This window comes from Kordia sp. (genome assembly GCF_965283645.1).
Taxonomy (GTDB): Bacteria; Bacteroidota; Bacteroidia; order Flavobacteriales; family Flavobacteriaceae; genus Kordia.
The window spans coordinates 1,199,103-1,223,189 of the sequence record NZ_CBDIPG010000001.1; the positions used below are offsets into that span (position 1 = coordinate 1,199,103).

33 protein-coding genes are annotated in these 24,087 nt (G+C 31.5%); 24 read left to right on the plus strand and 9 right to left on the minus strand.

The window, feature by feature from the left end:
- Positions 1–10: 10 nt before the first annotated feature.
- The 3 genes from ACQ654_RS05045 to ACQ654_RS05055 all read right to left on the minus strand — a co-directional run bounded on the left by ACQ654_RS05045 (position 11) and on the right by ACQ654_RS05055 (position 2,198).
- Positions 11–1,147, minus strand: coding sequence for a 3'-5' exonuclease (locus tag ACQ654_RS05045; RefSeq protein WP_430409233.1), 1,137 nt, complete (start codon positions 1,145–1,147; stop codon positions 11–13).
- A gap of 24 nt (positions 1,148–1,171) precedes the next feature.
- Positions 1,172–1,786 carry an alpha-ketoglutarate-dependent dioxygenase AlkB family protein gene (locus ACQ654_RS05050; protein WP_430409234.1) on the minus strand — a complete coding sequence of 205 codons (615 nt, stop codon included), beginning with the start codon at positions 1,784–1,786 and terminating at the stop codon, positions 1,172–1,174.
- Between the two features lie 115 nt (positions 1,787–1,901).
- Positions 1,902–2,198, minus strand: a complete 297-nt coding sequence (locus ACQ654_RS05055; protein WP_430409235.1) for a hypothetical protein — start codon at positions 2,196–2,198, stop codon at positions 1,902–1,904.
- 650 nt (positions 2,199–2,848) lie between these two features.
- Between ACQ654_RS05055 and ACQ654_RS05060 the strand changes: the two genes are divergently transcribed.
- From ACQ654_RS05060 to ACQ654_RS05175, 24 genes are all read left to right on the plus strand, one after another.
- The gene (locus ACQ654_RS05060; protein WP_430409236.1) at positions 2,849–3,010 is read left to right on the plus strand and encodes a hypothetical protein; all 162 of its coding nucleotides are present in this window, start codon (positions 2,849–2,851) and stop codon (positions 3,008–3,010) included.
- An 87-nt stretch (positions 3,011–3,097) separates the two neighbouring features.
- Positions 3,098–3,988 carry a hypothetical protein gene (locus ACQ654_RS05065; protein WP_430409237.1) on the plus strand — a complete coding sequence of 297 codons (891 nt, stop codon included), beginning with the start codon at positions 3,098–3,100 and terminating at the stop codon, positions 3,986–3,988.
- Between the two features lie 94 nt (positions 3,989–4,082).
- Positions 4,083–4,715, plus strand: coding sequence for a hypothetical protein (locus ACQ654_RS05070; RefSeq protein WP_430409238.1), 633 nt, complete (start codon positions 4,083–4,085; stop codon positions 4,713–4,715).
- 50 nt (positions 4,716–4,765) lie between these two features.
- A complete protein-coding gene (locus tag ACQ654_RS05075) occupies positions 4,766–5,377 on the plus strand; it encodes a hypothetical protein (RefSeq protein WP_430409239.1) in 612 nt (203 codons plus the stop codon).
- 2 nt (positions 5,378–5,379) lie between these two features.
- Complete coding sequence (locus ACQ654_RS05080) at positions 5,380–5,679, plus strand: hypothetical protein (protein WP_430409240.1); 300 nt, start codon at positions 5,380–5,382, stop codon at positions 5,677–5,679.
- Positions 5,680–5,727: 48 nt separating this feature from the next.
- On the plus strand, positions 5,728–6,297 hold the full coding sequence (locus tag ACQ654_RS05085; protein ID WP_430409241.1) for a hypothetical protein: 570 nt from the start codon (positions 5,728–5,730) through the stop codon (positions 6,295–6,297).
- Positions 6,298–6,786 carry a hypothetical protein gene (locus ACQ654_RS05090; RefSeq protein WP_430409242.1) on the plus strand — a complete coding sequence of 163 codons (489 nt, stop codon included), beginning with the start codon at positions 6,298–6,300 and terminating at the stop codon, positions 6,784–6,786.
- A complete protein-coding gene (locus ACQ654_RS05095; protein WP_430409243.1) occupies positions 6,783–7,553 on the plus strand; it encodes a hypothetical protein in 771 nt (256 codons plus the stop codon). Before ACQ654_RS05090 ends, ACQ654_RS05095 begins: the two co-directional genes overlap by 4 nt.
- Positions 7,534–9,027, plus strand: a complete 1,494-nt coding sequence (locus ACQ654_RS05100) for a YncE family protein (RefSeq protein ID WP_430409244.1) — start codon at positions 7,534–7,536, stop codon at positions 9,025–9,027. The genes ACQ654_RS05095 and ACQ654_RS05100 overlap by 20 nt, the downstream gene beginning before the upstream one ends.
- An 18-nt stretch (positions 9,028–9,045) precedes the next feature.
- Entirely contained in the window at positions 9,046–9,477 is a 432-nt protein-coding gene (locus tag ACQ654_RS05105) for a TIGR02594 family protein (protein WP_430409245.1), read from the plus strand.
- Positions 9,478–9,495: 18 nt separating this feature from the next.
- A complete protein-coding gene (locus ACQ654_RS05110; RefSeq protein WP_430409246.1) occupies positions 9,496–10,005 on the plus strand; it encodes an N-acetylmuramoyl-L-alanine amidase in 510 nt (169 codons plus the stop codon).
- A complete protein-coding gene (locus ACQ654_RS05115) occupies positions 10,002–10,187 on the plus strand; it encodes a hypothetical protein (protein ID WP_430409247.1) in 186 nt (61 codons plus the stop codon). Before ACQ654_RS05110 ends, ACQ654_RS05115 begins: the two co-directional genes overlap by 4 nt.
- 2 nt (positions 10,188–10,189) lie before the next feature.
- Positions 10,190–10,636: a hypothetical protein gene (locus ACQ654_RS05120; RefSeq protein ID WP_430409248.1), complete on the plus strand. Its 447-nt coding sequence runs from the start codon at positions 10,190–10,192 to the stop codon at positions 10,634–10,636.
- The gene (locus ACQ654_RS05125) at positions 10,633–11,127 is read left to right on the plus strand and encodes a hypothetical protein (protein ID WP_430409249.1); all 495 of its coding nucleotides are present in this window, start codon (positions 10,633–10,635) and stop codon (positions 11,125–11,127) included. The genes ACQ654_RS05120 and ACQ654_RS05125 overlap by 4 nt, the downstream gene beginning before the upstream one ends.
- A gap of 10 nt (positions 11,128–11,137) precedes the next feature.
- Positions 11,138–11,662: an LPXTG cell wall anchor domain-containing protein gene (locus ACQ654_RS05130; protein WP_430409250.1), complete on the plus strand. Its 525-nt coding sequence runs from the start codon at positions 11,138–11,140 to the stop codon at positions 11,660–11,662.
- A 13-nt stretch (positions 11,663–11,675) separates the two neighbouring features.
- Positions 11,676–12,161: a peptidoglycan-binding domain-containing protein gene (locus ACQ654_RS05135; RefSeq protein ID WP_430409251.1), complete on the plus strand. Its 486-nt coding sequence runs from the start codon at positions 11,676–11,678 to the stop codon at positions 12,159–12,161.
- Positions 12,161–12,862 carry a hypothetical protein gene (locus ACQ654_RS05140; protein ID WP_430409252.1) on the plus strand — a complete coding sequence of 234 codons (702 nt, stop codon included), beginning with the start codon at positions 12,161–12,163 and terminating at the stop codon, positions 12,860–12,862. The genes ACQ654_RS05135 and ACQ654_RS05140 overlap by 1 nt, the downstream gene beginning before the upstream one ends.
- Positions 12,840–13,079 (plus strand): hypothetical protein, encoded by a 240-nt coding sequence (locus tag ACQ654_RS05145; protein ID WP_430409254.1) that lies wholly within the window; start codon positions 12,840–12,842, stop codon positions 13,077–13,079. The genes ACQ654_RS05140 and ACQ654_RS05145 overlap by 23 nt, the downstream gene beginning before the upstream one ends.
- Positions 13,080–13,084: 5 nt before the next feature.
- Positions 13,085–13,426, plus strand: coding sequence for a hypothetical protein (locus ACQ654_RS05150; protein WP_430409255.1), 342 nt, complete (start codon positions 13,085–13,087; stop codon positions 13,424–13,426).
- The gene (locus ACQ654_RS05155) at positions 13,416–13,766 is read left to right on the plus strand and encodes a hypothetical protein (protein ID WP_430409256.1); all 351 of its coding nucleotides are present in this window, start codon (positions 13,416–13,418) and stop codon (positions 13,764–13,766) included. Before ACQ654_RS05150 ends, ACQ654_RS05155 begins: the two co-directional genes overlap by 11 nt.
- Before the next feature lie 19 nt (positions 13,767–13,785).
- Complete coding sequence (locus ACQ654_RS05160) at positions 13,786–14,091, plus strand: hypothetical protein (RefSeq protein WP_430409257.1); 306 nt, start codon at positions 13,786–13,788, stop codon at positions 14,089–14,091.
- Between the two features lie 7 nt (positions 14,092–14,098).
- Positions 14,099–14,473, plus strand: coding sequence for a hypothetical protein (locus ACQ654_RS05165; protein WP_430409258.1), 375 nt, complete (start codon positions 14,099–14,101; stop codon positions 14,471–14,473).
- A 7-nt stretch (positions 14,474–14,480) separates the two neighbouring features.
- Positions 14,481–14,630: a hypothetical protein gene (locus ACQ654_RS05170; RefSeq protein ID WP_430409259.1), complete on the plus strand. Its 150-nt coding sequence runs from the start codon at positions 14,481–14,483 to the stop codon at positions 14,628–14,630.
- Between the two features lie 73 nt (positions 14,631–14,703).
- On the plus strand, positions 14,704–15,138 hold the full coding sequence (locus tag ACQ654_RS05175) for a D-Ala-D-Ala carboxypeptidase family metallohydrolase (RefSeq protein WP_430409260.1): 435 nt from the start codon (positions 14,704–14,706) through the stop codon (positions 15,136–15,138).
- Between the two features lie 37 nt (positions 15,139–15,175).
- Here ACQ654_RS05175 and ACQ654_RS05180 read toward each other — a convergent pair whose 3' ends face one another.
- From ACQ654_RS05180 to ACQ654_RS05205, 6 genes are all read right to left on the minus strand, one after another.
- A complete protein-coding gene (locus ACQ654_RS05180) occupies positions 15,176–15,874 on the minus strand; it encodes a hypothetical protein (protein ID WP_430409261.1) in 699 nt (232 codons plus the stop codon).
- 5 nt (positions 15,875–15,879) lie between these two features.
- Entirely contained in the window at positions 15,880–18,999 is a 3,120-nt protein-coding gene (locus ACQ654_RS05185) for an Eco57I restriction-modification methylase domain-containing protein (RefSeq protein ID WP_430409262.1), read from the minus strand.
- Between the two features lie 841 nt (positions 19,000–19,840).
- Positions 19,841–21,796: a heavy metal translocating P-type ATPase gene (locus ACQ654_RS05190; protein ID WP_430409263.1), complete on the minus strand. Its 1,956-nt coding sequence runs from the start codon at positions 21,794–21,796 to the stop codon at positions 19,841–19,843.
- A gap of 29 nt (positions 21,797–21,825) precedes the next feature.
- Positions 21,826–22,410, minus strand: a complete 585-nt coding sequence (locus tag ACQ654_RS05195) for a methyltransferase family protein (protein WP_430409264.1) — start codon at positions 22,408–22,410, stop codon at positions 21,826–21,828.
- A gap of 52 nt (positions 22,411–22,462) precedes the next feature.
- Entirely contained in the window at positions 22,463–22,879 is a 417-nt protein-coding gene (locus tag ACQ654_RS05200) for a Fur family transcriptional regulator (protein ID WP_430409265.1), read from the minus strand.
- 3 nt (positions 22,880–22,882) lie between these two features.
- The gene (locus ACQ654_RS05205; protein ID WP_430409266.1) at positions 22,883–24,085 is read right to left on the minus strand and encodes an efflux RND transporter periplasmic adaptor subunit; all 1,203 of its coding nucleotides are present in this window, start codon (positions 24,083–24,085) and stop codon (positions 22,883–22,885) included.
- Between the last annotated feature and the right edge of the window lie 2 nt (positions 24,086–24,087).

The window sequence follows — 24,087 nt, forward strand, 5'->3', positions numbered from 1 at the left end:
TTTTTTTTAATTAAAATGGTAAATCATCAGGTTCTTCAATTGTAGCTTTTTTTACATAATCATAATCAACTGATAGTATATTATTTGTGATTTGAGATTGTAAAAATAGTAAACTGCAACGATTATTCATATTTGTTTTACTATTATCAATAAGAATCAAATTTCTTTTAGCTCTTGTTAAGGTAACGTAATAGTCATTATCATTTACAACGTTTAATCTTTTAATATCTTCTTCAAAATATTGAAAATCTGGAATTATCACGGTGTCAAACTCTAATCCTTTTGCAGACTTAAATGTTGTGATGTGAATGTTTTCCATTTTCAAAAGTTCTCCATTGTCATTTTCATAAAATGAACATTTAAAACCATTTTCATTCAAAATGTTATAATAATCTCTAACTACCTTTTGTCTGTGTAATGCTGGATTAACTAACGGAACTAAGATAGCTATATTATGACTGTCGCTATGAAATCGATTAATAATATCAAAAATTACTTTGATTTGAACACTTTGGTCATTATCAGTACATACCAATATTGGTTTTTCACCATCTGTTTGTCCATTCGGAAAAATTCTATTTGGAAAAAGTGAACGGACAAAATGAGTTATCTGATACGTATTCCTAAAATTTTCATTTAGAGGTGGAATTATAATATTGTCAGTAAATAAAGCTGGTAATCCATCAACTAATTCTTGTAATTTTTGAGAACTTAAATACATACTTTGATTTCGATCAATACCATAAGAAACCATTTTTGTATATTTTTTTATCAACTCATAATTTTCTATATCTAAATCTTGAGCTTCATCAATGATAATTTCGTCAAACTCACTACTTAATCCATGTGATATCCATAAATAAGTTGTGTTTGTGGCTTCGGATGTTTTTTCTTTGGTAATAGCTTTTACATTCAAACTTGGTGATTTCAGAGCAAGTGAAAAATATGCTTTTAATGATTTGTTATAGGTAAGTAATAAACTTTTTCTTCTTTCTAAATCATAATTTTGAAGATGTCGCCATAGAGAAACAATACTTTTTCCCGTTCCTGGTCCTCCTGAAATTGAGACGGCTCTTACCTCATTTAAAACAACTTGTTGCGGAATTGTTAATTCTGTGATAAGAGGAAGTTCAAAATGATATGCCATTATAGTCGTTCAAGGTTTTAATATCTATTTTATTTGTCGAAAAGTGAGATTAATTCTCTTATTCACTTTTAGTTTAGTTTTTGGAACTTGGTGTTGCCAAAAATGCTGTAATTCTCCTCGCATAATTAATAAACTACCGTGCTTTAGATTAATTTCGATTTTCTCTTTAGTGTTTTTATGTCTTAATTGAAATTTTCTTGTAGCCCCAAAGTTTACTGAAGCTATTATTGGATTTTGTCCCAACTCCTTTTCAGCGTCTGTATGCCAAGAAATAGAATCATTCCCATCTCTATATAAATTTAATAGAACACTATTAAATTTAATATTACATTTTGGTTCAATTTGAGTCTTTATATCAATCAGTTCTTTAATCCAATTATTCGGATTTAGAGTTATTCCTGAAAAAGAATATGGTTTATCATTATCTCCATACCAAGATGTAAGTCTTGGAAATTTTACATTTCTTCCATACATATTCATTTCTTCTTGCTTCCAATCAATTACATCTAAAAGCTTTTTTAAATAAAAATCACTTTCATTTTTATTGAAAAAATTAGGGAAATATAGATATTCCCCATTATCAATCTTAATTAATTCTTGATGTGTATTTTTTTCTTGAAATAAATCTAATTGTTCCATATTTTAAATGTAGTGATTTTAGACGAAGAAAAGAAACAGCACTTTTGTTTTTCAATGTTGACTTTTAGGACGAAAAAAATAAATGCGCTGTTTACATACAAATTCATAAGTTAATCTATGACAATCTAATTAATTTCAATACAGTTTTTGTCCCATCAAGTTCAAGACTTTCGTAGACAATCTCATTAGTAGAAATTGATTTTATTATTCCAATAGCCTCAAACAAGAAAGGGATGCTTAATTGTAAATTACCAGCTTTTTGTTCTGAGAGTAAAAGTTTTTGTTTTTTAGGATGCGAAATTCCATTCTTATCAGTGAATATAAAATCTTCGTCTGTTACAAATTCTAAAATTCTACCATCTTCATATTTCCATTTTCCAATTATGACTGATTTAAAATATTTTATATTCATTTTATTTTGTTTTTAAGATTTGAATAAATTATTTACAAAAATATCTATAATTGGATTACTGTAATTCTAATAATATCAGTAAATAACAAAACTAATTTACAATAATATTTCATTATTTCTTGTAAATGTAAAACAAAGATTACGTTTAAACAATGTAATTTTTTCCGTAAAATAAAAAACAAAGAAATAATAAACATTTTAAAAAATTGTGTGTGGGTGTGTGTGTCTTAATTACAATAATACTATCGCTTATAGAATTTTGTAAATGAATAGAAAAAACAGATTCTTTAAAAATCCTATTGAAGAAATTGACAAGCTAGGAAATAAAATTTTCAAACATTATAAAGTTAGATAATCTACAATGAAATTTATTAGATAAAACTTTCTCGATTTTTTATAAAAAAATAAACTACAACCATTAAATCTATATTTCTTGGTTTGAGAAAATATCTCATCATACAAATTTTATCCTCGTTTTTTTAGGATAAAAACCCTTTGTCTCCTACTATTTACAGTCGTTTCAAGCGTTTTGTGTAGTACACAAAATTTCACAAATGTTTTTCGGTTTTTAAGCGCAATCTTCGTAGAGAACAAAGTAAAAAGGTTTTAGAGAACCTTTGCCAATAATCAAATTTTAAAACGAAAAGAACATGGCAAATAATTCAGATATCGCATGGAAGCCAATTATGTATATGGTGGGTACAGGCGTTGCGGGAATTCTAATTGGAACGCTCATCGTAGCACCAATGATGCAAAAGAGAAAAGCAAAAAAGCTTGCAGAAAACAAAAAGAAAGAGACCGCTAAAAAATAGTATTTAGAGATACTACCCTTAGCAAAAAACAAAAAAATTAACGCACTGTTTTTATAAGACAGTCATTTTAAAAACACAAAAAACATTATGAGTTACGAAGACGAATTAATGCGTTACGAAGAAGCGGCTGAAGATCAGTACGACGATTACGATAACGATGAAATCTATGACGAAGATGACTTCGATACAGGATTTGAAGGAATGGACGATGACTATGATGGTTATGATGATGAGTATGAAGAAGAATATGACCTTTATGATGATGAGGAAGATTATGACGATTATACGCGTTCAAGTTTAGGAAAAATTGATCCCAATGACAGAACCTTAACGGTTGTTGTTAAAAACACATCAGGAGCATCACAAGAAGCTGTAATATTTGGTGGAAATGCCGAACGTGCGCAACCCGCTGGAGTTACCGTAGAAATTGAGGAATCCTCACACAAAGAAGTTAGAGAAGAAAGCAAAAGTAACCCGTTCAAAATTGCGGGTATGAAATACTCGGTTAGCAACGCTTTACAATTCGATAATGTACTACGTATTGATCGTAGAACGGCATCGGGTTCAAAGACTACCCGCGTGTATCAACCAAGAAATGCAACTTCTCCGCAGAACTTCACACAAACTTTAATCGACGATGACAACTTTGAAATGGACGTTACAGGACAGGATTCATTGAATGTTGTTGTTGAAGATGGTGTAACAGCAGTCTTTACATTCACAATCAAAGCAAGAGCAAACTTAGGAAATCTGTTAAAAGGTAGCAACGTGGCAGAGTTGTCACGCGCACCAAGAACCACAGGTTTACCCCAATTGGATTTGATACGTAGAAGAAGACCAACCGCGTATGGTATGCGTCCAAGACGTAGACGTGTTAGACGCTATCGTCCGCGCGTTGCGCCACCTAGAGTTCGCACAGTTCGTCCTAAACCAGCTAAACGTGTTACCACAAAGCTAGTGAGACGAAAAAAGCGATAAACAAAACAAGAAATCCTTGTTAGTTAGTCTTTAAAGATAGCCAGAGTCAAGGTAGCAATTCGCCTTTCTCTGGCTATCATTTTAAATAATAAATATGAACACACAAACACTTTCAAAATTAGCGCAGAATCGTATCGACTACATTGTCTATCACAATATTGATAAGGTTTCAGAATTACTTGATGGGTATGGTTTTGTTGTTCCTGAAAATCCTAAAGATTTAGCAGAAGCTATACGTGAACTCGTGCGTAAACGAGGTCGAAAAGTTATCAAAGAACTCATCAGTTTACACCCTGATAAAGAGACAATTCTAAAACTAAACAGCGTATCAGATAAAAGTGTATGCGAATCGTGTCAAAATGATTCTTACAACGATTCTAAAAATTCATGTGACTCATGTGGATATTCCAAATACAACGGTTCGGGAGACGAATATAATTTTTTGAATCAATTTGAGAATTACACCTTACCTGAATTACAAAGCTATTATGATCGCATTTTAAAAGAATCCAATAAAAATCCAAATGAAAAAAAATTAGCACAAGAAGTGCAACTTGTTTGGAATGAGATACGAACACGAAAAGCCATTGCTAATAAGCAAGCAGAACAATCGCCCACATCAGGAAGATTCAGATTTGCGCCTACCAAAGAAGATTTAATAATTGTAGGCATTGTATTCTTCACAGGGATCATTATTGGAAACGGTTTAAATTTTACATCAAAATAATGGATAAAGAACAAATTTTATATAACAGGGCGATAGATAATCTAACCTACATGGTACTGAATTATTCTAAACCCGTTCAGGAGTTGTTGGCGTATCACAACGTTTTTTTTAAAGGGAATCCTTCCAAAAAACAACTTATCAATGAAGTAATAGAGCAAATTAAGCTAGAAAATAAGCGATTCATTAGTTCCCTTGAAAAACTAATGATTCGATTTTCCTCGCAAGAAAACGATCAGTTTTGGGGAGCAATAGCAAAAGGAGCTTTAGGAATCGTAGGTGGATTATTAGGCAAGAAAAAACGACGTAGATCATCAGGCGCGGGCGCGGGTGCAGTTGCGGGAGCGAATGCTCAGGCACTTGCCGCTAAACGTGATATGGAACGTCGATTAAGAGAAATGCAAGCGCAAAGAGAACGTGAACGTAGAGAAGCAGAAAGACGCGCACGTGAAGCAGAAGCGCGAAGAATCAGAGAAGCAAAAGAAGCAAAAGAAAAAGCTGACGCTGATAAAAAGAAAACCAATATGATAATTGGAATTGGTGCGGGTGTAGTAGTTATTGGAGTTGTTCTAGCTATCGCTTTAAAGCCAAAATCCCAAGCACCATCTTACAGACCATACCCACCAATGCCACAAATGGGTGCAATGCAAGTACAACAACAATAATTATGGCACTCATATTACAACATACAGATTTTAGTCAATATGATAATTTCAGTAATGGATTGTTTTCCCTTAGAAAAAGAAGATTACGAAGAAAGCAAAGATTGGAGAGAGAACAACTAGAACGTGAGAAAAGAAGTAGAATTCCCAATGCAAATGACCTTTCTAATCAATATGAAAAAGAAGTGCCAACTACTAAAGTTGATATGGATTTCAAATTGGCTATTGGTGGAATTGCGATCATTGGAACAGTCGCAATTGGTTTGGTAATCTATGCAAATTACAAAGCAGATTCAGTTCATTAAAGAATCACAAAAAGTGATTCTAAACAAATCAAATATTAGTTACACACTATGATAGATTCATTAGCAAATTCACATATAGAAGATTATGACGATTACAACAGAAAAACGTTTCGTCGTAACAAGAAAAGAAGATTTCGTAGAAGAAGACCTCCTATACGATTTAACAATAATGGTTTTCCTGTAAAAGTTAAAATACCAACCAAAAAACAACCAAAAATTGTAAAAGGTCGCCCTACCAAGTTACCGCCACTTACAAACTTTAGAAAAAATAGAAATACTGGTGTTGTAAAGCCTGGTATGTTGGTCAAAAATGTAGCAACTACAAAATCCAAAACACCAATTCCAACAAAAAAAATTGGTATTGATACCCTTATTAAAAAAACAGCTACAAAAAGTCAAGCACCACCACAACCGCAAATTATCAAAAAACAAAGCGTTGTTGCAAATCAACAAGAAGAAAAACAAGCGGTAAACAAAGCAATGGAATCTGACAATAGAGTTGGTAAAATGATAAAAGTTGTTACAGGTATTGCCATAGCTGGCGCAATAAGTTTTGGTATTTATAAATATATCCAACACCGAAAAAAGCATAACATCAAACTAAAAAAATCAGCCTAAATGATATCAGGAGAAACACAAGCGCTTATTGAAGATCATCTTTTAGCTGATGATTATGATGATTTTTTTGGAAGCAAAAAGAAGCGTGCAGAACGAAAAGCCAAGCGAAAGGCTAGAAGATTAGCAAGGCGTTTAAAACGAAATTCCTCAGCAAAAATTCAAGAGCGAAAACAAAAGCGACGTAAATTTTTCAAAGACGTAGGACAAGTATATCAAGACATCGGTGGTGCAACTGCTATAGGTGGTGTTATAGACGCAATCGTACTACCAAAAAATAAGCAAGCTACTAACATTCCTAGTGACTTGCCATCTGATTATCAGTTTTCAGTTGGTAGTCAAGACAACCAAATTGTAGAAGAAAAAGAGGAACAAAAAAAAGGGATTCCAACTTTTGCCTATGTAATTGGTGGTGTTGTGGTAGTCGGCATTATAGGACTTTTAATTGTACAAAGTAAAAAAGCAAAACAAGTTCAAACATTTAGCCAATGATAACTACGATTCCATCAAATCGTGAACGTTTTAGAATACGACTCAAAATTGTATCGAAAAAACCATTTCATTTAGGAATCAGGTTATACAACCCATTATACCCTAACTCTTATTATTTCAGACGTAAAGCATTCTTTAAAGAATCAGGTACAAAACGTGAATTTGTTATTTCAATGCCTGTATCTCCAAAAAGTTTAGAAATGGAAATTTACGATAAGAATAGTTCAAATGATGAAAGTTTTGAAATTCAAGATGTTCGCGTAGAAAAAATGCCAAGTATCAAAATGTGGGCGACCGATGAGCAATATCATTTTTTTGAGTTTGCTGTAAGCTTTTCAGAAAAAGCTGGGTATTGTTCTCCAGGGTTTTATGATAGTAAGGATAGGGAGTTTTTATTTCAATACGTACCCAAAATTACTGATGCGTTTGGTAACGAACTCATCACACCCGCAAGAACACATAGAAAAATGCCACGTGTTCAAATATCGAGGAAACTATTTCTTGGATATACGATCCCGATTCGGGTTGCCATACTCGCCCACGAGGGATGCCATTGGTTTTTGAACACACGCAGTCAAACAACAGCAGATTTATGTGGTATTAAACAGTATTTGGATTATGGCTTTCCAACTATTGAAGCTGTTTATGCTGTTACAAAAGTATTTGGAAATAATCCTGAAATGGTTGGAAAATCACAAATAAGTAGAACAAAAGAGGTCATTAATTTCATTAATACATATAAAGAAAATGAACAAGCAACTATATAATTGGTATGACCAGCATGAACGTTTACAATTATTCTACAAAGAATTGTTAGAAGAAAACGAGGTTGCTCAAATAACAGTAACTAATTGTACAGATGTGTCACGTGAGGTTACCTTGTGGGGAACAAATAAATGCGCTCCGATTGCAAATCCTCTAAACGGTTTTGAAGAAGATAAAAGGGAAGCTGATCTTGGTCAAGTTTCCTATGAGGTTGTATATAATTCTGTAAACGACCTCTTTTATGTCATAAATAATAGAACCGACACTATTACAGTTGTGAACGATCAAGCAGTCGTAGTTCAAACAGTTCAATTGCGTCCAGATCCACTAACTTTTGTAAACCCAAACAATATTGTTGTTAACACAAATCCAAATAGTTTGGAATACGGATTTGTTGGAGTTACAGGAACAGCAGAAAAAGAGTTTTTGACAGTTGATTTGAATTTTACTATTACCCGTAGAATTCCAATATCTAATGAACCTATTGATCTAGTCTATAATCCTTTCGATGATGCTTACTTCATAACTGAGAGTGTTAGAAATTCTGTAACAAAAATTACAACTTTAAATAATAATGCTGTAAATCATTTAACCATAGCTGGAGCAAAAACGTTGGGTGTTAACCCAGAAAACGGAGATTTATTTGTACACAATACTGCTAACAATAATGTTGAAGTTTATAATACTAATGGAGCAAGAAGGGGATGGATAGAAAGACCAACTGCAACAGAAAATACAGTTTCATTTTACTATCATAAAATCAATCAAAGAATGTATATCGCTTACGATAGCTTGAATTCAATGGTTGTAATGAATCCATTAACAATTGGTACTGAAGAAATATTAGATGTTGGATTAGAACCTATTGATATTGAGTTTAATCCACTTGATAATATGATCTATGTAGCTTCTCAAGATGAGCAGTTATTTACTCGTGTTGATGAGAATTTGGAGATTGTAGATAGAATTTCGTTGGTAGCCTTTGATCGAAGCTTTGCCATTAGTTCTAAAAATGGCACAATAGCACTTAATAATTCATCACTAAAAAAATTATTTATATACAGAAGAAATCCAAAATTATTTGTAAAAGTTAATGATGACTACGAGCAAATTCGAGAGGACTTCAAATACAACCCTATGCTTATCAAGCACATGAAAGTTGTAGCATCAACTGATGAGCGAATCAACACTTTACAAGTTATTGAATCTTCTATCTCAGGTAAGGAAACGTGTGAGTCTATCTCACTTCGTAGCTATCAAAGTCCACAAGGATATGGAAACGTTTCCGAAGTTTTTGAAATGGAAGGCTATATCATAGACGGTCGTGTTTGTTGGCGCTTTACCATAAATCCAAATCAACAAGTAACATTTTTGATCTATTATCAGCAATTGGATATGTACAATTTTTTACCTGAGAAATCGAGAATTTCAACAGGTGTTCAAATGAGTAAAGGAATACCTGAAGCTTGGAAATAAATAATTAAAAAAAGGAATATGAAAACTTTATTAGAAATAGCACACAGCCAATACGGTGTCACTGAAGAAAAAGGAAAACTACACAATCCTACTATTGTCAACTATTTTAAAGAAATAGGACATCAATGGGTTTCAAACGATGAAACTGCGTGGTGTTCAGCCTTTATGAATTGGATAGCACTTAAAGCGGGGAAAAAGAAAAGCGGGAAATTAAATGCAAGATCATGGCTTACTGTTGGAAGAAAAGTAACCAAGCCTATACAGGGCGATGTTGTGGTGCTTTGGCGCGATCAAAAACGTAGTTGGAAAGGTCATGTAGGACTATTTATCAACTATTCAGAAGATAAAAAACACATATACGTACTAGGTGGTAATCAAAATAATCAAGTTAATATCAAAAGATATCCCGCCTATCGCCTACTTGGTTTTAGAAGACTTACAAACACATAATAATTTAAAAGAACGAATATGAAAGACGTAGATTATTTAATCATACATAGCACCAACACTTCGGAAGCTTTAAGTTTTGGTAAAGACGTAATTATAAAAAAGCACACGGAAAGTACTCGAAATAATGGACTTGGTTTTAATCGTCCTGGTTTTGATTATCTGATTCCTTTCGATGGAAGTTTACAAGTAATTATCAATGAGGACAATCCAACACAAACCGATTTATGGGGAATATCAAATGGACTTGAAGACCTTACAGGTATCTCAAAAAATATTGCATACGTAGGCGGAAGAACCCTCAAAGAAGCTTGGGATAAAGACACCCGCACCGATGCCCAAAAACAAACACTTGAAACCATTGTGAGATTCTATGTGTTGCGTTTTCCAAACATTGTCATTTTAGGTTTTAACGAAGTTCCAACGAAAGTGGCAGAAGATAGTCCAGCATTTAGTGTTGGCGATTGGCTTCGTTCGATTGCCATTCCTGAAAAAAACATCTATCAAAAACCAAAAGATAAAAATGGATGAGAACGCTTCTAACACTTGCGGTAGGTTTTTGGATAGCAAGAGAAATTTCGACGCAATATCATAAACGATTGTGTATTGAAATCCAATTCAGGCAAAAAAGAAAATTAGAAACGTATTTCAAAAATCAAGGCTTCTCAGAGAGACAAATAAAAGAATATACCAAATCAATTTTAAACATCTAATAATGGCAATTCAAATACAAGTTGAAAATCAACTATTTCTTGTTCCTGAAGCTGAAGACACTTGTGACTTTTGGACAAGTTATTACAGTCAACTAAAAAAGAAGCTTGGAAAACAAAATGCTAAAATGATTTGGCTTGTTACTTGGAAGTCTAACGGTTCTACTTTTTGTACCACAAGTCCAACTTTCAATAAATGGTTAAAAGCAAATGATTTAGATGTTTCAAATATGGCTACGCGAACCATTGCAGACCTTTCTGAAATTGGGGGAAACATTTTAGGATTTGGAAAGAATATGACCAAAATACTATCCATAGGGATTCCCATTCTTCTTATAGTGGTACTGATTGGGATTGTAATGGTACTTAGAAATTCTACTAAGAATGCTACGATTAAAGACTTAGCAATGTTAACGCCCGTAGGACGTGGAGCAAAATTATTAGGAAAATGAAAAAGAACATTTTAATCATATCAGGTGCAAGCGTTGGTGTACTTCTAATTGGAAGTGTAATCATAGGGAATCGTACTAAAAATAGAGAACGATTAACAAGTAAGCTACTAACAGCGCTCAATTCAAAAATTGAGCCTGTTAGAAACGGAATTGGTAAACAGAATGCCTTTGATATTCATTATTTGGATAAGGTTACACAAAAAGTAAATGGCAGTATTCTAGCCTTGCAAGAAAGTACAGCTTTATACTATGCAAATCAGATTAGAAGTGCCTTTGGTGCTTGGTATCAAGGTGGAGACGATGAGGAAAAAGTATATGGCGTTTTTAGAAAACTCAAAGATAAAGTTCAAGTTTCCCAAGTAGCTAAGGCTTTTCAAGGTGGCGACGATTCAGCCAATTTGATTGACGTTTTAAAATATCGTTTCGGAAAGGACGAAATCAAAATCATATTAGACATAGTGAACAACAAACCTAATTACAGAACTGCATAAAATTATGGAAATGACAAATAAAACATGGTGGATGATCGGTAGTGGCACACTTCTTTTAGGCGGTGTTGTTGCATTTTTTTATTTCAAAAAGAAAGAAAAAAATAATGCACTAGGCTACTCGACACAATCAGCACAATCAAACATTGGCAACGGTATAAAAGTAAATACTTCTAACACAGCGTTGGTAAAGCATGAACCAAATTGGAACAAACCTTTTAACATGAATTATCTATCAGATGTTAAGAAGTGGATAGCTCCTAAAAAGATAAATGTTTTGAGTAATTCAACTGCATCAAGTCTTGTAAAAACACTTCGCAATGCAAAAGGAACTTTCAACGATGATGAATATGCCGTTAGAGACGTTTTCAAAAAACTACAAAGTAAAACTGATGTAGCAAGCCTATCCAAAGCCTATTATGAAAACTATAACAACAAAGATTTATGGCAACATCTCAATAGCTTTTTAAGTCATTCAGAAATGAAAGAGTACGTATGGAAATACATAAACCGATTACCTAATTATAAATTATCATAAAAAAGACAAACAAATGAAAAAACAAACTCAAATAGCACCATCATTTTTTGCAAAGCACAAAACACCTTTACTCATAGGTGGCGTTGTCGTTGTACTTACGGGTATTGGAATTACCTATTATGTGATGAGTCAAAAGAAGAAAAAAGAAAATGAAAAAAACCCGCGCATTTCTGAAACAACAGTAAGTATTCCAGTACCACCTTCAAGATACACACCACCATTTAATTCTTCAGGAACAAGAACTTCTACGCCTGTAAGATCAGGATCATCAAGAATAGTTGTGAAATATGGAAGTCGCGGTAGTTTGGTAAGAGTTCTACAACGCTATCTAAAAACCTTAAATGCAGATTTGGGACGCACAGGCGCAAAACGTGATGGCGTTGATGGAGCATTTGGACCAAAAACAGCCAAAGCTTCAAAAAGTAAATTAAATAAAACAACTTTTACAGCTTCGGATATCGAGAAAATGAAAAAAGCATTACAAACTCTAGGAAAATAATGGAATCAATTAGTTTAACAAAAAGACTTTTAGTCGCTGGCGGAATTTTGGTATGTGGATATATAGCATATTGCATTTTAAGAAATAGAGAAGAAGAACTAAAACAACAAGAAGAAGCCGAAGATGCTGAATTTATTATCGTTGTTGATAGTGATAATTTGGAAGATAGCAAATCAAATAAGAAAGAAGAAAAAGCACCATTACATACCTCTGATGCTACTCATCTTAAAAAAACTTCTACGAATCTTAGTGTGGTTAAAGATATTCCAACTCAGAAGCCAATTAAGCCGAATGTACAACAACCTTTAGAAACTGCTTCAAAAGAAATTTTAGTTGTAACTACTGATGAAATAGTGGGTGGAGTTGATACAGCAACGGTAGATCCACAGAAAACGGAAAATGTGAATGATATCGAAGTAGTTACACCTATTGAAATTCAAGCAAACCAAAAAGAAAAGGTGGCAAATGATGATTTTCCGCTACAACTTGGAAGCAAAGGAAAACGGGTTTGGAATTTAAAAGTATATATGCTCAAAAATCACGGTGCTGGCGGTATTGTGACCGATGATTATGATTCGTTAACCGTAGCTCGTGTAAAACGCTATTTAAAAGCTGATACAGTTACAGAACAGCTTTACATAAAACTAAATATTGAGGGCAAACGAAAAAAGAAAAGAAATGCCACAAAAAAGAAGTATTAAAGATTTGATTGATGGACTTGTTGACAAGGATGGCTTGAAAACAGAAGTAACCATCACACTAACAAATCAAACATTGATGAAAGTTATTATAGCCTTGCTATTGAGTGGAGTCGCAATAATTGTTATTGCTAATCTTGTAAAAAACTTTGTTCCTAACCACCAATTAACCGCTATAAAGGCAGAAATACAAACGATTAAATCACATTTAAAAACATAGAACACATGACAGAGATCATCACACAATTATCGAATTATATAAGCAATCTTGATTGGGCGTACATATTTACATTCATTCTAATTTCTTACGGATTTAATAGCGAATATGTAACAGCGTTATTCTTTAAAATCTTTAGATTCAAAATAGCGACACGATACCGTGTATTAATTATTGGAGTTTTATACGGAACTGCTATTTATTTCATAAGAGATTACACAGCAAACAATATTGAAGTCCTACTACAATCCTTTGTATTTGCCTTAGTATTCCACAAGTTACTTGTACAAAAAACTATTCGATACTTTTTTCAGATAAAAGTGCCAAAGCCTACGCAGTATGAAAATTAGAATATTCATTCTTTGTATTGCGGTTATTGTAGCAGTAAATATTGGTGCAATTCTTTATTTCAATTCAAATGATAGTGAAAATCATAATCAAACCATTATCAACTTGGAAAAAGAAAAATTTCGACTTGAAAATGAAAATTCACAGCTTGATACGTTGATAATAAAAAGGCTAAAAATTACTGATAGCCTACAAAATGAAATCTACCAAAATCAACACATCATTCAAAATCTAAATTATGAGATCAAAGAGAAAATTAATACTATTAATCGTATGTCTGATTTGGAACTTTATTTGTATTTCTCAAACATTAGAACCGATCAGAAAGACCATAGGGAATGAAGAATATTTTTGTTTTACTATGGAGCAATCAAGATTTATTGCAAAGAAGTTTGAGTATAGTATTTACCAGGATACACTAATCAATTTATTTGAAATTGATATCACAAGATATAAGCGTTTAATAAGCGAAAAGGACTTGATAATTTTCAGTTTAGAAACTAAAATTACAAATCTTAATAGTATTCAAACAAATGACCAGCTTCACATAGACGAACTAAATAAAACAATCAAAAAGAAAGACAAACAAATAAAACGAGGAAAGTTTGTCAAATGGATTTTAGGGACTGGCTTGGCAGTAGCATCAGGAATACTAATTTTAAAATAAAGGTATTATGTCATTAGTAAAGATTTGTGCTATCATATTCGGTGCAACGGGTTTTTGGAAACTCGTGGAAATGCTATTCCAATTTAGAATGAATAAGCGTTTTAAAAATGCAGAAATTAATAATCTGAATGCGCAAGCAAATAGTTTGGTTGTTGAAAATTACAAACTATGGACTGAAAATATGGATAGACGCATCAAGGAACTTGAAAGTAAAAATTTTTCACAACGTGAGCGAATTGGAAAGTTAGAAAACAACAATGCAGAGATGAGTCAAACGATTTTGAAGCTTGAGAACAAAAACGCTGAAATGAATAAAACCATTACTCTACAACGTGAAAGAATCAATGAGCTTGAAAATGAAATTCAAAAATATAAAAATTAAAGAAAATATGAACATAAATAAAGGTGGTAGCGCATTAAATTTAATATTTGGAGCATTCTTATTGATTAGTTGTATAAAGCTAGGTTCTGATCTGTATACACGTCACAAAAAAGAAAAAGCTTCAGAAAAGAAAGGTTGTGGTTGTGGCTCAAAATAACCATAAGTTATTTTATATTGGAATAGGCACTTTTGCGATAACTGCAATAGGTGTCTATTTTGTATATAGAAAAATGAAAACTTCAAAGAAGTCTACACGTAAGTCGTCACGTAGAATTGATTTATCAGCATTTGACAGTCCTGATATACAAGGTTCAGGAAATTGTATGGATAGACGATTATTGGCGATGTTACAGCAACTTGAAATGCGAACAGGCTACCCAATTTTCAATTGGATAAATTCAGGTGCAAGAAGTGAATCACATAATCGGAAAGTTGGTGGCGCTTCAAGATCGTCTCATAAAATACCTACGTGTATGGCTGTTGATATTGGTGTGCCATCTACGGACATAAGAAACCAATTAGTATTTGAAGCTCGGAACATTGGATTTAAAAGAATTGGTGTAGGTAGAACATTTGTACATCTTGATACAGATGAAAATAAAAGTCAGTTTGTAGCATGGGGATATCCTAATGGAAGTCGTCCTGATATTAATCCGTTTGTTTGATATTCAATTAATTTAATCCAAAATCACACTTAATAAATCAATTACATATAATTTTAGAGTAGTCAAAAAATAAGTGATAAACAGAAAATAAAGTTTTATTTTTTTTCTTATGTTCGGAAATGTAAGAAGCATTAAAATTGTCTTTTAAAACAAAAGCTGCTAATTTTCGAGTAGTTTCAATACTTGAATTTGATTTTAAGTTTTTGTTAATTAGTCCCACAACAGTATTGTGCTTCCAGCTATTATTTTCTATAAAACCTAATTGCCCTTCAAGGGGTAGTCTTAATCTTGAATAACCTCTTTCAGTTGCCTTTTTTGTGTCATTAACATAGCCTGAAACCGACTTAATCAGTCTTTTGCATTCAATCGCAAAGTATGGTTTAGGCTTTTGTTCCCAAAAATTTTTTAAAGCATAATCTACGATGTGAATATCAATAGGGTCATCGTGTAATTGTCCGTCTAAAAAGCTTCTATATTCTTCTGAAACTTCTTTGTTAACAGTAAAATTATTTGTTCCAATTTCAATTGAACTTAATTCATATTCAAGGTAATCATCTACTAGACGATTCCTTAGATAGTCCTCTTCTTTTATGCGACCTTTATCAGAATAATCATAAACAACACCATCAGAGATGATTTTTTCATAACTGTTTATAACACAAATCAGAATTATATTAATCCTTAATTGAGTTAATGACAATCGCTTTCTGTTTTTTGAAAAATTATAGGCATTCATACTCATTAAACATCTTGATTTAATTCATCTAATTCAGCTTCTTGAATTGCCTCTTTAAACTCTGCTACATCGTACCAAGCCATTGCTTTATGCCAACACTTATATTCATTTGGTTTTATGATGTAAAAAGAGTTTTCTTCAAAACCTTTTATGTCTTTTTGAATAAATAAATTTTTTGTTGGATCTTCATTATCAGTAATTTGAGAAATACTTAAATTAGTAGCAAGTCGATTTAATACTTCTCTTTCACTTTTTTTATCTTTAGGATAGATTATATTGCTTTTAGGTTTTTTATTGGAGAAAACAAAGTTTAAGGCAATAAAATGGTCTAAACTATAAACTTCGACTTGTATGTGTTCGTCGGTATAAATTTTTTGAAACTCTTTTACATAAACACTAGCATATTCTTGTAATACAAAATTTATATTTCTATAATGTGTTTCATCAGTATACGTAAAGTCAGAAACTAAATTTTGTTTGCTTTCTTGAAATTGATAGCGAGAAACATTCAACACGTAATTAATTAAGTCTTTCTCGTAATCATTAACCACATAAAGTTTATTAACTATATTATTTATTTGAGATAATATTATTTCATTTTTAATTGGTGGATTCTTTCTGTAATAACTATTGTAATCTTTGTATAAAGATATATATAGTTCTTCATACTCTTTATGATGATTTTCAAAAGATCCTAGAAAATTAGTAGTTAAACTTATTAATCTATTTTGTATATCTTTTTTTTGGCAGATTATGGGGAAGTTTAAATATTCTTCTTTCCATCTAATTTGAGGTCTTGTTGATGTACCCCATGAACCCGAAATCATAAATATGAAATATTCGTATAATTTGGATATAAAAATAGAATAAAGTCCTTGTAGTAGTTTTTTGTCATTACTACTTAAACCATAAATGCCTTTTTTAAAAACAGAAGGATTTTCATTAATTGAAACTACGATCTCACTTTCATTCTCAGCCTGCTCTTTAAATAAAATTTTATATGAATTAAATTTCTCAATAGTCCTTCCTGCTTCGAGGTAAACATCTTTCTTTTCTAAATAATCATTTGAATTAGGGGTGTAATAATTTTTAATAGAAGAGTTTTCATTTATTGGTAACCCTATCAAGAAATCAAAATATCTTTTAGGTGTCCCCTTTAGGACTCCTGAACTTGAATGCAATACTTTGTTGTCAACTAAATCTTTGAGTTTAGTATTAGATGATTTTAGGATCTTATTAATCAATCTGAAATCAAGAGTATTTCCATATAAAGCAACCTTAAACATCCAATCGTTTTCTATGAAATGTTTTTGTAGAATACTCTTTTGGTCGTATTTTTCAATTACTAAAATTTTAAAGTGCTTTAAAAAATGATTTGATTTTACTGATTGATGGTTGATGATATTTTTTAAATAATCTTTTTCTTTTGATAAACTGAAATAAACAATACTTGCAGGGCTATCTTTTTTTTCAAATATTAATCTTCTTACTGGCGATAAGTCAAAAAACTTTTGGATACAAAAACTCTGTAGAAAATCTTTTTTAAATTCTCTTGAAGTAGTTGAAACATTATAAAATAAAGTACTAGTAACAATTAAAGCGGATTTTGTTTCTACCCCCATGAAATCTTTTGTCCTTAAAAGAAATGACTGAGCAATCTCTAACTTTCCTGTAATTTTTTTAGAATAAGTTGAAGTAGAATTTACCCAATCCAAATGATTTTTAGACTTATCTTTTTTCCAAGGTGGATTTCCAAGTATGAATTGTGGTTTATCTTCTTTAATTAAAATGTTGAAGTCGTGATCTATATCAAAGAAATCTGCCTTAAATAAATTTTCATTTAACAAATTCGGAAATTCATAAACATCTATATCTTTTGGATTTTGATAATCTAATAAAGCAATGTAAATAGAGAAACAAGCAACTTTTAAAGCTTCTTCATTAATATCAATACCGAATAAATTATTTTTTGCTATATTTCTTATACGCTCACTAAAACCTTCAGGAGATTGATTTGGATTTAATTCTGACTCCTTGTCAATCATTTTTCTTAAACTCTGCACAAGAAAAATACCTGAACCAACTGCTACTTCAAATATTTTACATTCAGATGTGTTTTTTTCTTCTAAGTATTTATCTACGGTATCATTTAATACATATTCAACTAAAAAAGGTGGTGTATAAACTGCTGAATCTAATTTTCTTGTTTCTTCATCTATTAAAGATTCATAGATTCCTGAAATGACTTCAACAGGTATAATAGAAAAATCAAAAATCTCAAAGAAAAATCCATTAAATAGATTATTTTCATTTTGCAATTCCCCTCTAAAAATTTCAGCTAAATCATTTGATTGTTTTTGAGTTAAAACAATATCTAATTTTTTAAAAAGGACTCCATTAAATTTACTATTCAATTTTTCGAATAACAAATTTAATTTTAAAGGTTCTTTTATTAGGTTAATAAAACTTTTTCTTCTTTCGTTTACATCATTTAAGTCTCCAGATATAAAAGTATTGTCTATTTTAACTTTCCTATCAATTAAGTACCTTATGAAGATAAGTCTTAATATCAAAGAATTTGCATCTTCTTCGTTTAAAGGTTTTTCAGAATAAATATTAGTTAAATACTCTCTTACTTCTTTTATATTTTGAAATAATTGTTCATTAACTCTTTTTCTTTTTTGTTTTTTTGAACGGTTTTCAAAATATTCACTTTGTAGCCATTTCCATGTATGCCCACTTTGAAGTTCCCAAAATGAAAACTTACTATTTCTTTCTTTTTCGGTAAGTTCTATTTCCTCTAAACTCTCCTCTTTTTTTGAGTAGTTAAGTGCATTATACACTTTAATTTCTTTTTCTTTAATAACAAAAATAACAGGAGAATTATCAAAAGACCAAACCTGTTTATGAATTTCCTTTTCTCTATTTTTATCTGTTTCATCAGTTAAATCAAAGAATAATATTAAAGGTTGCTTATTGAAAACATAATAAGCATTAGGTTTAATAATTTCAATTTTCTTCTGAACCTCTGAAATAAAGCCATTATACACCTTTCCGTTTTCTTCAAAGAAAACAGCATCTAATATATCTAGTTGCTTCAAAAAGGTTATTAAAGGTTTTTTCATTATTAAATAAAGTAATATTGTGTAAATTTAGCTTTAAATATTGTAAATTTTAAATTTTTTAAATGTTAATAGGACTTCATTTTGAAACAATTTTGATGCACTATCCAAGTCCCGATATAATTATCCTACAAATAAAAGACTTGTATTACGAAACTGAACATTGATAAGTAAATTATATAAGAGTTCATTATTATTTCAAAAAGAAAATAATAAGAGAAAATTTATAATAATACAAGTGAAAATAAAGTTTATATTTAATTTTGAAATATCCATCGATAGAAAGACTTATTATCAATCTTTTTGCCTAAAATTGTTTTTTTAAATTGGAATTAGAAGTGATAAAACCTTTAAATTAATTATTTAAATAATAAAAATTATTAAAGTATCGATTTTGGGGTAAATTGAGGATTTTTAGTACTCCGTAAAATACAACCAACTAATAATGAATATTTTAACAGGTAGGCGTTTCGTATTCATAACTCGGAATTCGCGAGATCTTGCCACATTCTCGCTACTATTAAACCCATTGATTTTCAATGGGTTTCACTTTTTTACTACTATTTAATTCTTCTAAATAATGGTACTCTTTTCAAAAAAATACTTATAAGAAGCACCTAATCAATAGGTTTTTTGAGATTTTTCTGTGGATTTTTGGAATATTTTCAGGTCTTTTACTACTTTATTAATTACCGTTTGATCTATATAATTCTTTTTTAAGAACATTATCAGTAGTATGTGATAAAAGTAATTTTGCTTCAGTACCCATTACAAATTGCAAATGCGTCAAATAAGTTTTCCTCAAATGCTTTAATTATAACTTTCTATCTGTGTGTCTAATAAATCACTTCCATTCCATACGCTGGAGTCTCACTGCATTCAAAATAGCCAGTAAAGCTACTCCTACGTCAGCGAATACTGCTTCCCACATTGTTGCTAGACCACCAGCTCCTAAAATTAGAACAATCACTTTTACGCCGAATGCTAATCCAATATTCTGCCATACTATTTTCCGAGTTGAACGACTAATTCTAATTGCCTTTACCACTTTTGAAGGTTGATCTGTTTGAATAATAACATCTGCTGTTTCAATTGCGACATCGCTACCTAAACCACCCATTGCAATACCAACATCACTTGCTGCTAAAACTGGAGCATCATTAATTCCATCGCCAATAAAAGCAATCTTATTATCAGGGTTTTGTTTTAAAGTTTCAACTTCATTTAATTTATCTTCAGGTAACAAACCACCTTTAGCAATTTCGATATTTAATTCAGAAGCTACTTTTTGAGTAATGGAATCCTTATCGCCAGAGAGCATCATTATATTTTTGATACCTACTTTATGTAATGCAGTAATCGTTTCTTTTGCATCATCTTTTAATTCATCTGCAATGACAACATAACCTAAAAATTTTTCATCAATTGCAACCAAAACAATCGATTCTACAATAGTTTCTGTTTCTTCTAAAACATTAATATTATTGGCAATCATTAGGGCTTTGTTACCAACTAAAACAGTCTTACCATTTACAATACCTTTTAAACCTTTTCCTGCTATTTCAGATACTTCGGAAGCCTCATAATCTGTACCTTCATCTTTATATTCTAAAATGGCTTTAGCTATGGGGTGTGTGGATTTTTCTTCCATTGCCATCAAGTATTTCATAAATTCTTTCTCATCCCAATCAATGGTTTTAATTTCCTTAATTTTAAAGACACCTTTCGTTACAGTTCCTGTCTTGTCCATTACCAAAGTATTTACCTTCGTCATTGCACCTAAAAACGAAGCTCCTTTGAATAAAATACCATTCTTTGAAGCTGCTCCTAATCCTCCGAAATAACCTAAAGGAATAGAAATGACTAATGCGCAAGGACAAGATATTACCAAGAAAATCAAAGCCCTATACAGCCAATCTCTAAATACATAATCATCTACAAAAAAGTATGGTAAAAATGTAACTGCAATAGCTAAAAATACTACGATAGGTGTATAGATACGTGCAAACTGCCTGATGAATAATTCGGTTTTAGATTTTCGAGCTGTTGCGTTCTGTACCATATCGAGAATTCGAGCAATGGAACTATCCTTGAATTCTTTGGTGGTTTCAATTTCTATAACACCATCCATGTTAATACTGCCAGCAAATACTTTTTCGCCTTTTGCAATCGTATCAGGTTTGCTTTCGCCTGTTAATGCTGCTGTATTAAATGACCCTTTATCGGAAAGTAAGATACCGTCTAAAGGAATTTTCTCTCCCACACGGACTTGAACTTTTTCTCCAATTTCAACCGTTTCTGGACTTACAGAAATATAATCATTATTGCGATAAACCAAAGCTTCATTAGGACGTACATCAAGCAAAGCTTTTATATTTCCTTTTGCTCTGTTTACTGCTGCATTTTGGAATAATTCCCCAACTGCGTAAAACAGCATTACTGCTACACCTTCAGGATATTCGCCAATTATGAATGCTCCGATAGTAGCTATGGACATTAAAAAGAACTCTGTAAAAACATCGCCTTTTTTGATGCTTTCCCAACCTTCTTTTACTACAGGAAGTCCAACTGGTAAATAAGCAATACCATACCAAATAATGCGTAACCAATTTTTGAAAAATGTTACATCAAAATAATCTAAACCAATACCAATCATTAGCATTGTAAAACTAATTATGGCGGGTAGGTAGGCTTTGAAATTATTTGGTTGTCCACCACTATGGTCGTGACCATCATCGTGACTATGTTCTGTTTCTGAATTTGTTTTTAAATCTTTCAAATTAAGTTTCTTTTTTTTCATCATTATTTAATTCTTTAGATAGGAAATATTTATATCCAACGTCTTACTTTTTTTGCATACTCTAAATAATCATTCTCGAATTCTCGTTTTAAAAACTCTTCTTCTAATCGAATTTGAGTATTGATACTTATTGTAGATAATGAAGTTATTAAAAGGGTAAAAGCGTTTGGAATCACTAAAAACAATCCAATATTTGCAATCATTATTCCTAAAAATATTGGGTTTCTTGAAATTGAAAACATTCCATTTGTTACTAATTTAGTCTTGTTATTTTCATCAATCCCAATTCTCCAAGAATTCGCCATCTGGCTTTGAGAAATCCATACTACAATTAACGATAGAAACAAAAATGTCCAACCAATCTTTTGTAAGGTAGGATTTTCCAAATACCAAAATGGAAGCAAGTATTCATACCATTCATTTTTAAAAGCATAGATTCCTACAACAATTAATTCCAAAAATGAGATAAGAGTAAATACCTTGCCATTAAAACCGTGAGCATCATCAGTTTTATTAAACGTTAATGGGTTTATACCTATTTTTTTCCAGAGTAAAATTGATCTTAACACAAAGACTAATAAAAAATATAATATCAGATAAGCGAATAATAACATAGTTTCTAATTTGATACAAAAATGCTCTAAATATCAATGCAATGGAAGTGCATTATTGTCCACTACATTTATCACAAATACCTTTTACAACCAAGTTTACATTTTCTGAAACAAATCCATCTGGCACTTTTATTTGAGGAATTTTATGTTCTGTTAAACAAATGGTTTCATTACAGTTATTACAATGAAAATGTAGATGTAAATCAGTTTCAATCTCACAATTGCATCCCTTTTCACACAACGCATATTTTGTAATTCCTGTACCATCGTCTATTTGATGAACAATACCTTTCTCTTCAAAGGTTTTTACTGTTCTATACAATGTGGTTCTATCTGCTTTTTCAAAAGCATTTTCTAGATCACTTAATGTTAGTGCTACTTGTTTCTCAGCAAGAAACTTATAAATCAATAAACGCATTGCTGTAACACGTATATTTTTTGACTCTAAAAGCTGTTCTATTGTTTTCATAAACTAATGTTCGTGTTCTGCTTCTCCTTTTTTCATTTCAGCAATCAAATAATATGCATTATTATAAGCGAATTTTGTAGTTTTATCTATATCTGTTGCAAATTGAACAGCTACCCAATTACCATCTTTTGCTCCTAAAAATACTTCAACGGGCTTAAAACTCCAATCTTCATTTTCTCTTTCAACTGAAAAAACATAAAATCTATCGCCTTCTTTTATAATAGCGCTTTCTGGCAATGCAATAGTTTCTGCATTCTCAACTTGAATTTTACCTTTTATATACATTCCTGGAATTAGATTCCCTTTTTTGTTTTCAATTTCAGCATGTACGTGAAGTGCTTTAGGATTATCTTCAAAAGTTTTACTTACTGAGTATATTTCTGCTGTAAGATCTTGGTCTGTATTAGATTGTAAATTGAATATCACTTTTTGACCTTTCTTTACTTTATAAACGTCTTTTTCAAACACCATTAAATCTGCGTGAACGTGATGCGTGTTTACGATTTCAAAAAGTTCGGTTTGTGGTTCTACATATTGTCCTGTTTTAACTTCAACTTTTTGGACAAAGCCTTCTATTGGACTTCTTAATGATATACTTTGAGCAATGGTTCCATTTCGGACTAATGATGTGTTTATGTTTAATAGTCTCAATTGAGCTTCCAATCCATTTACCATCGCCTTAGAGGCATCATATTCTGCTTCGGCTTTTTGAAAATTTGCACCAGAGCCAACTCCTGCATCATATAATTTTTGTTGACGTTCATAGTTCTTCTTTAAAAAATTACTATTGCTAAAAGCATTCAAATAATCAGTCTGCATTTTTATGATATTAGGATGTGATAGATAGGCAACCACTTGACCTTTATTAACTTTATCCCCTTCAATAACTTTTATCGACACCACATTTGCACCAACTACAGAAGTTACTGCTGCTTCGTTTTGTGGTGGCACTTCTAATGTGCCATTAGCTTCTACATAACCGCTCATATTGCGCAATGCTAAGGTATCTGTTTTCATTTGTAATGCGTCAAACTGTTGCTGTGAAAGCATGACTTCTTCTTCACTATGGTCTTCTTTGGTTTCTGGCTTTGCGTCATCGCTATGTGAATGCCCATCTTCACTATTATGATTCTCCTTATTTCCACAAGCAACAACGAAAAGTGAAACTATTAGTAATGCTAAGATTATATATCGTGTGTTTTTCATTT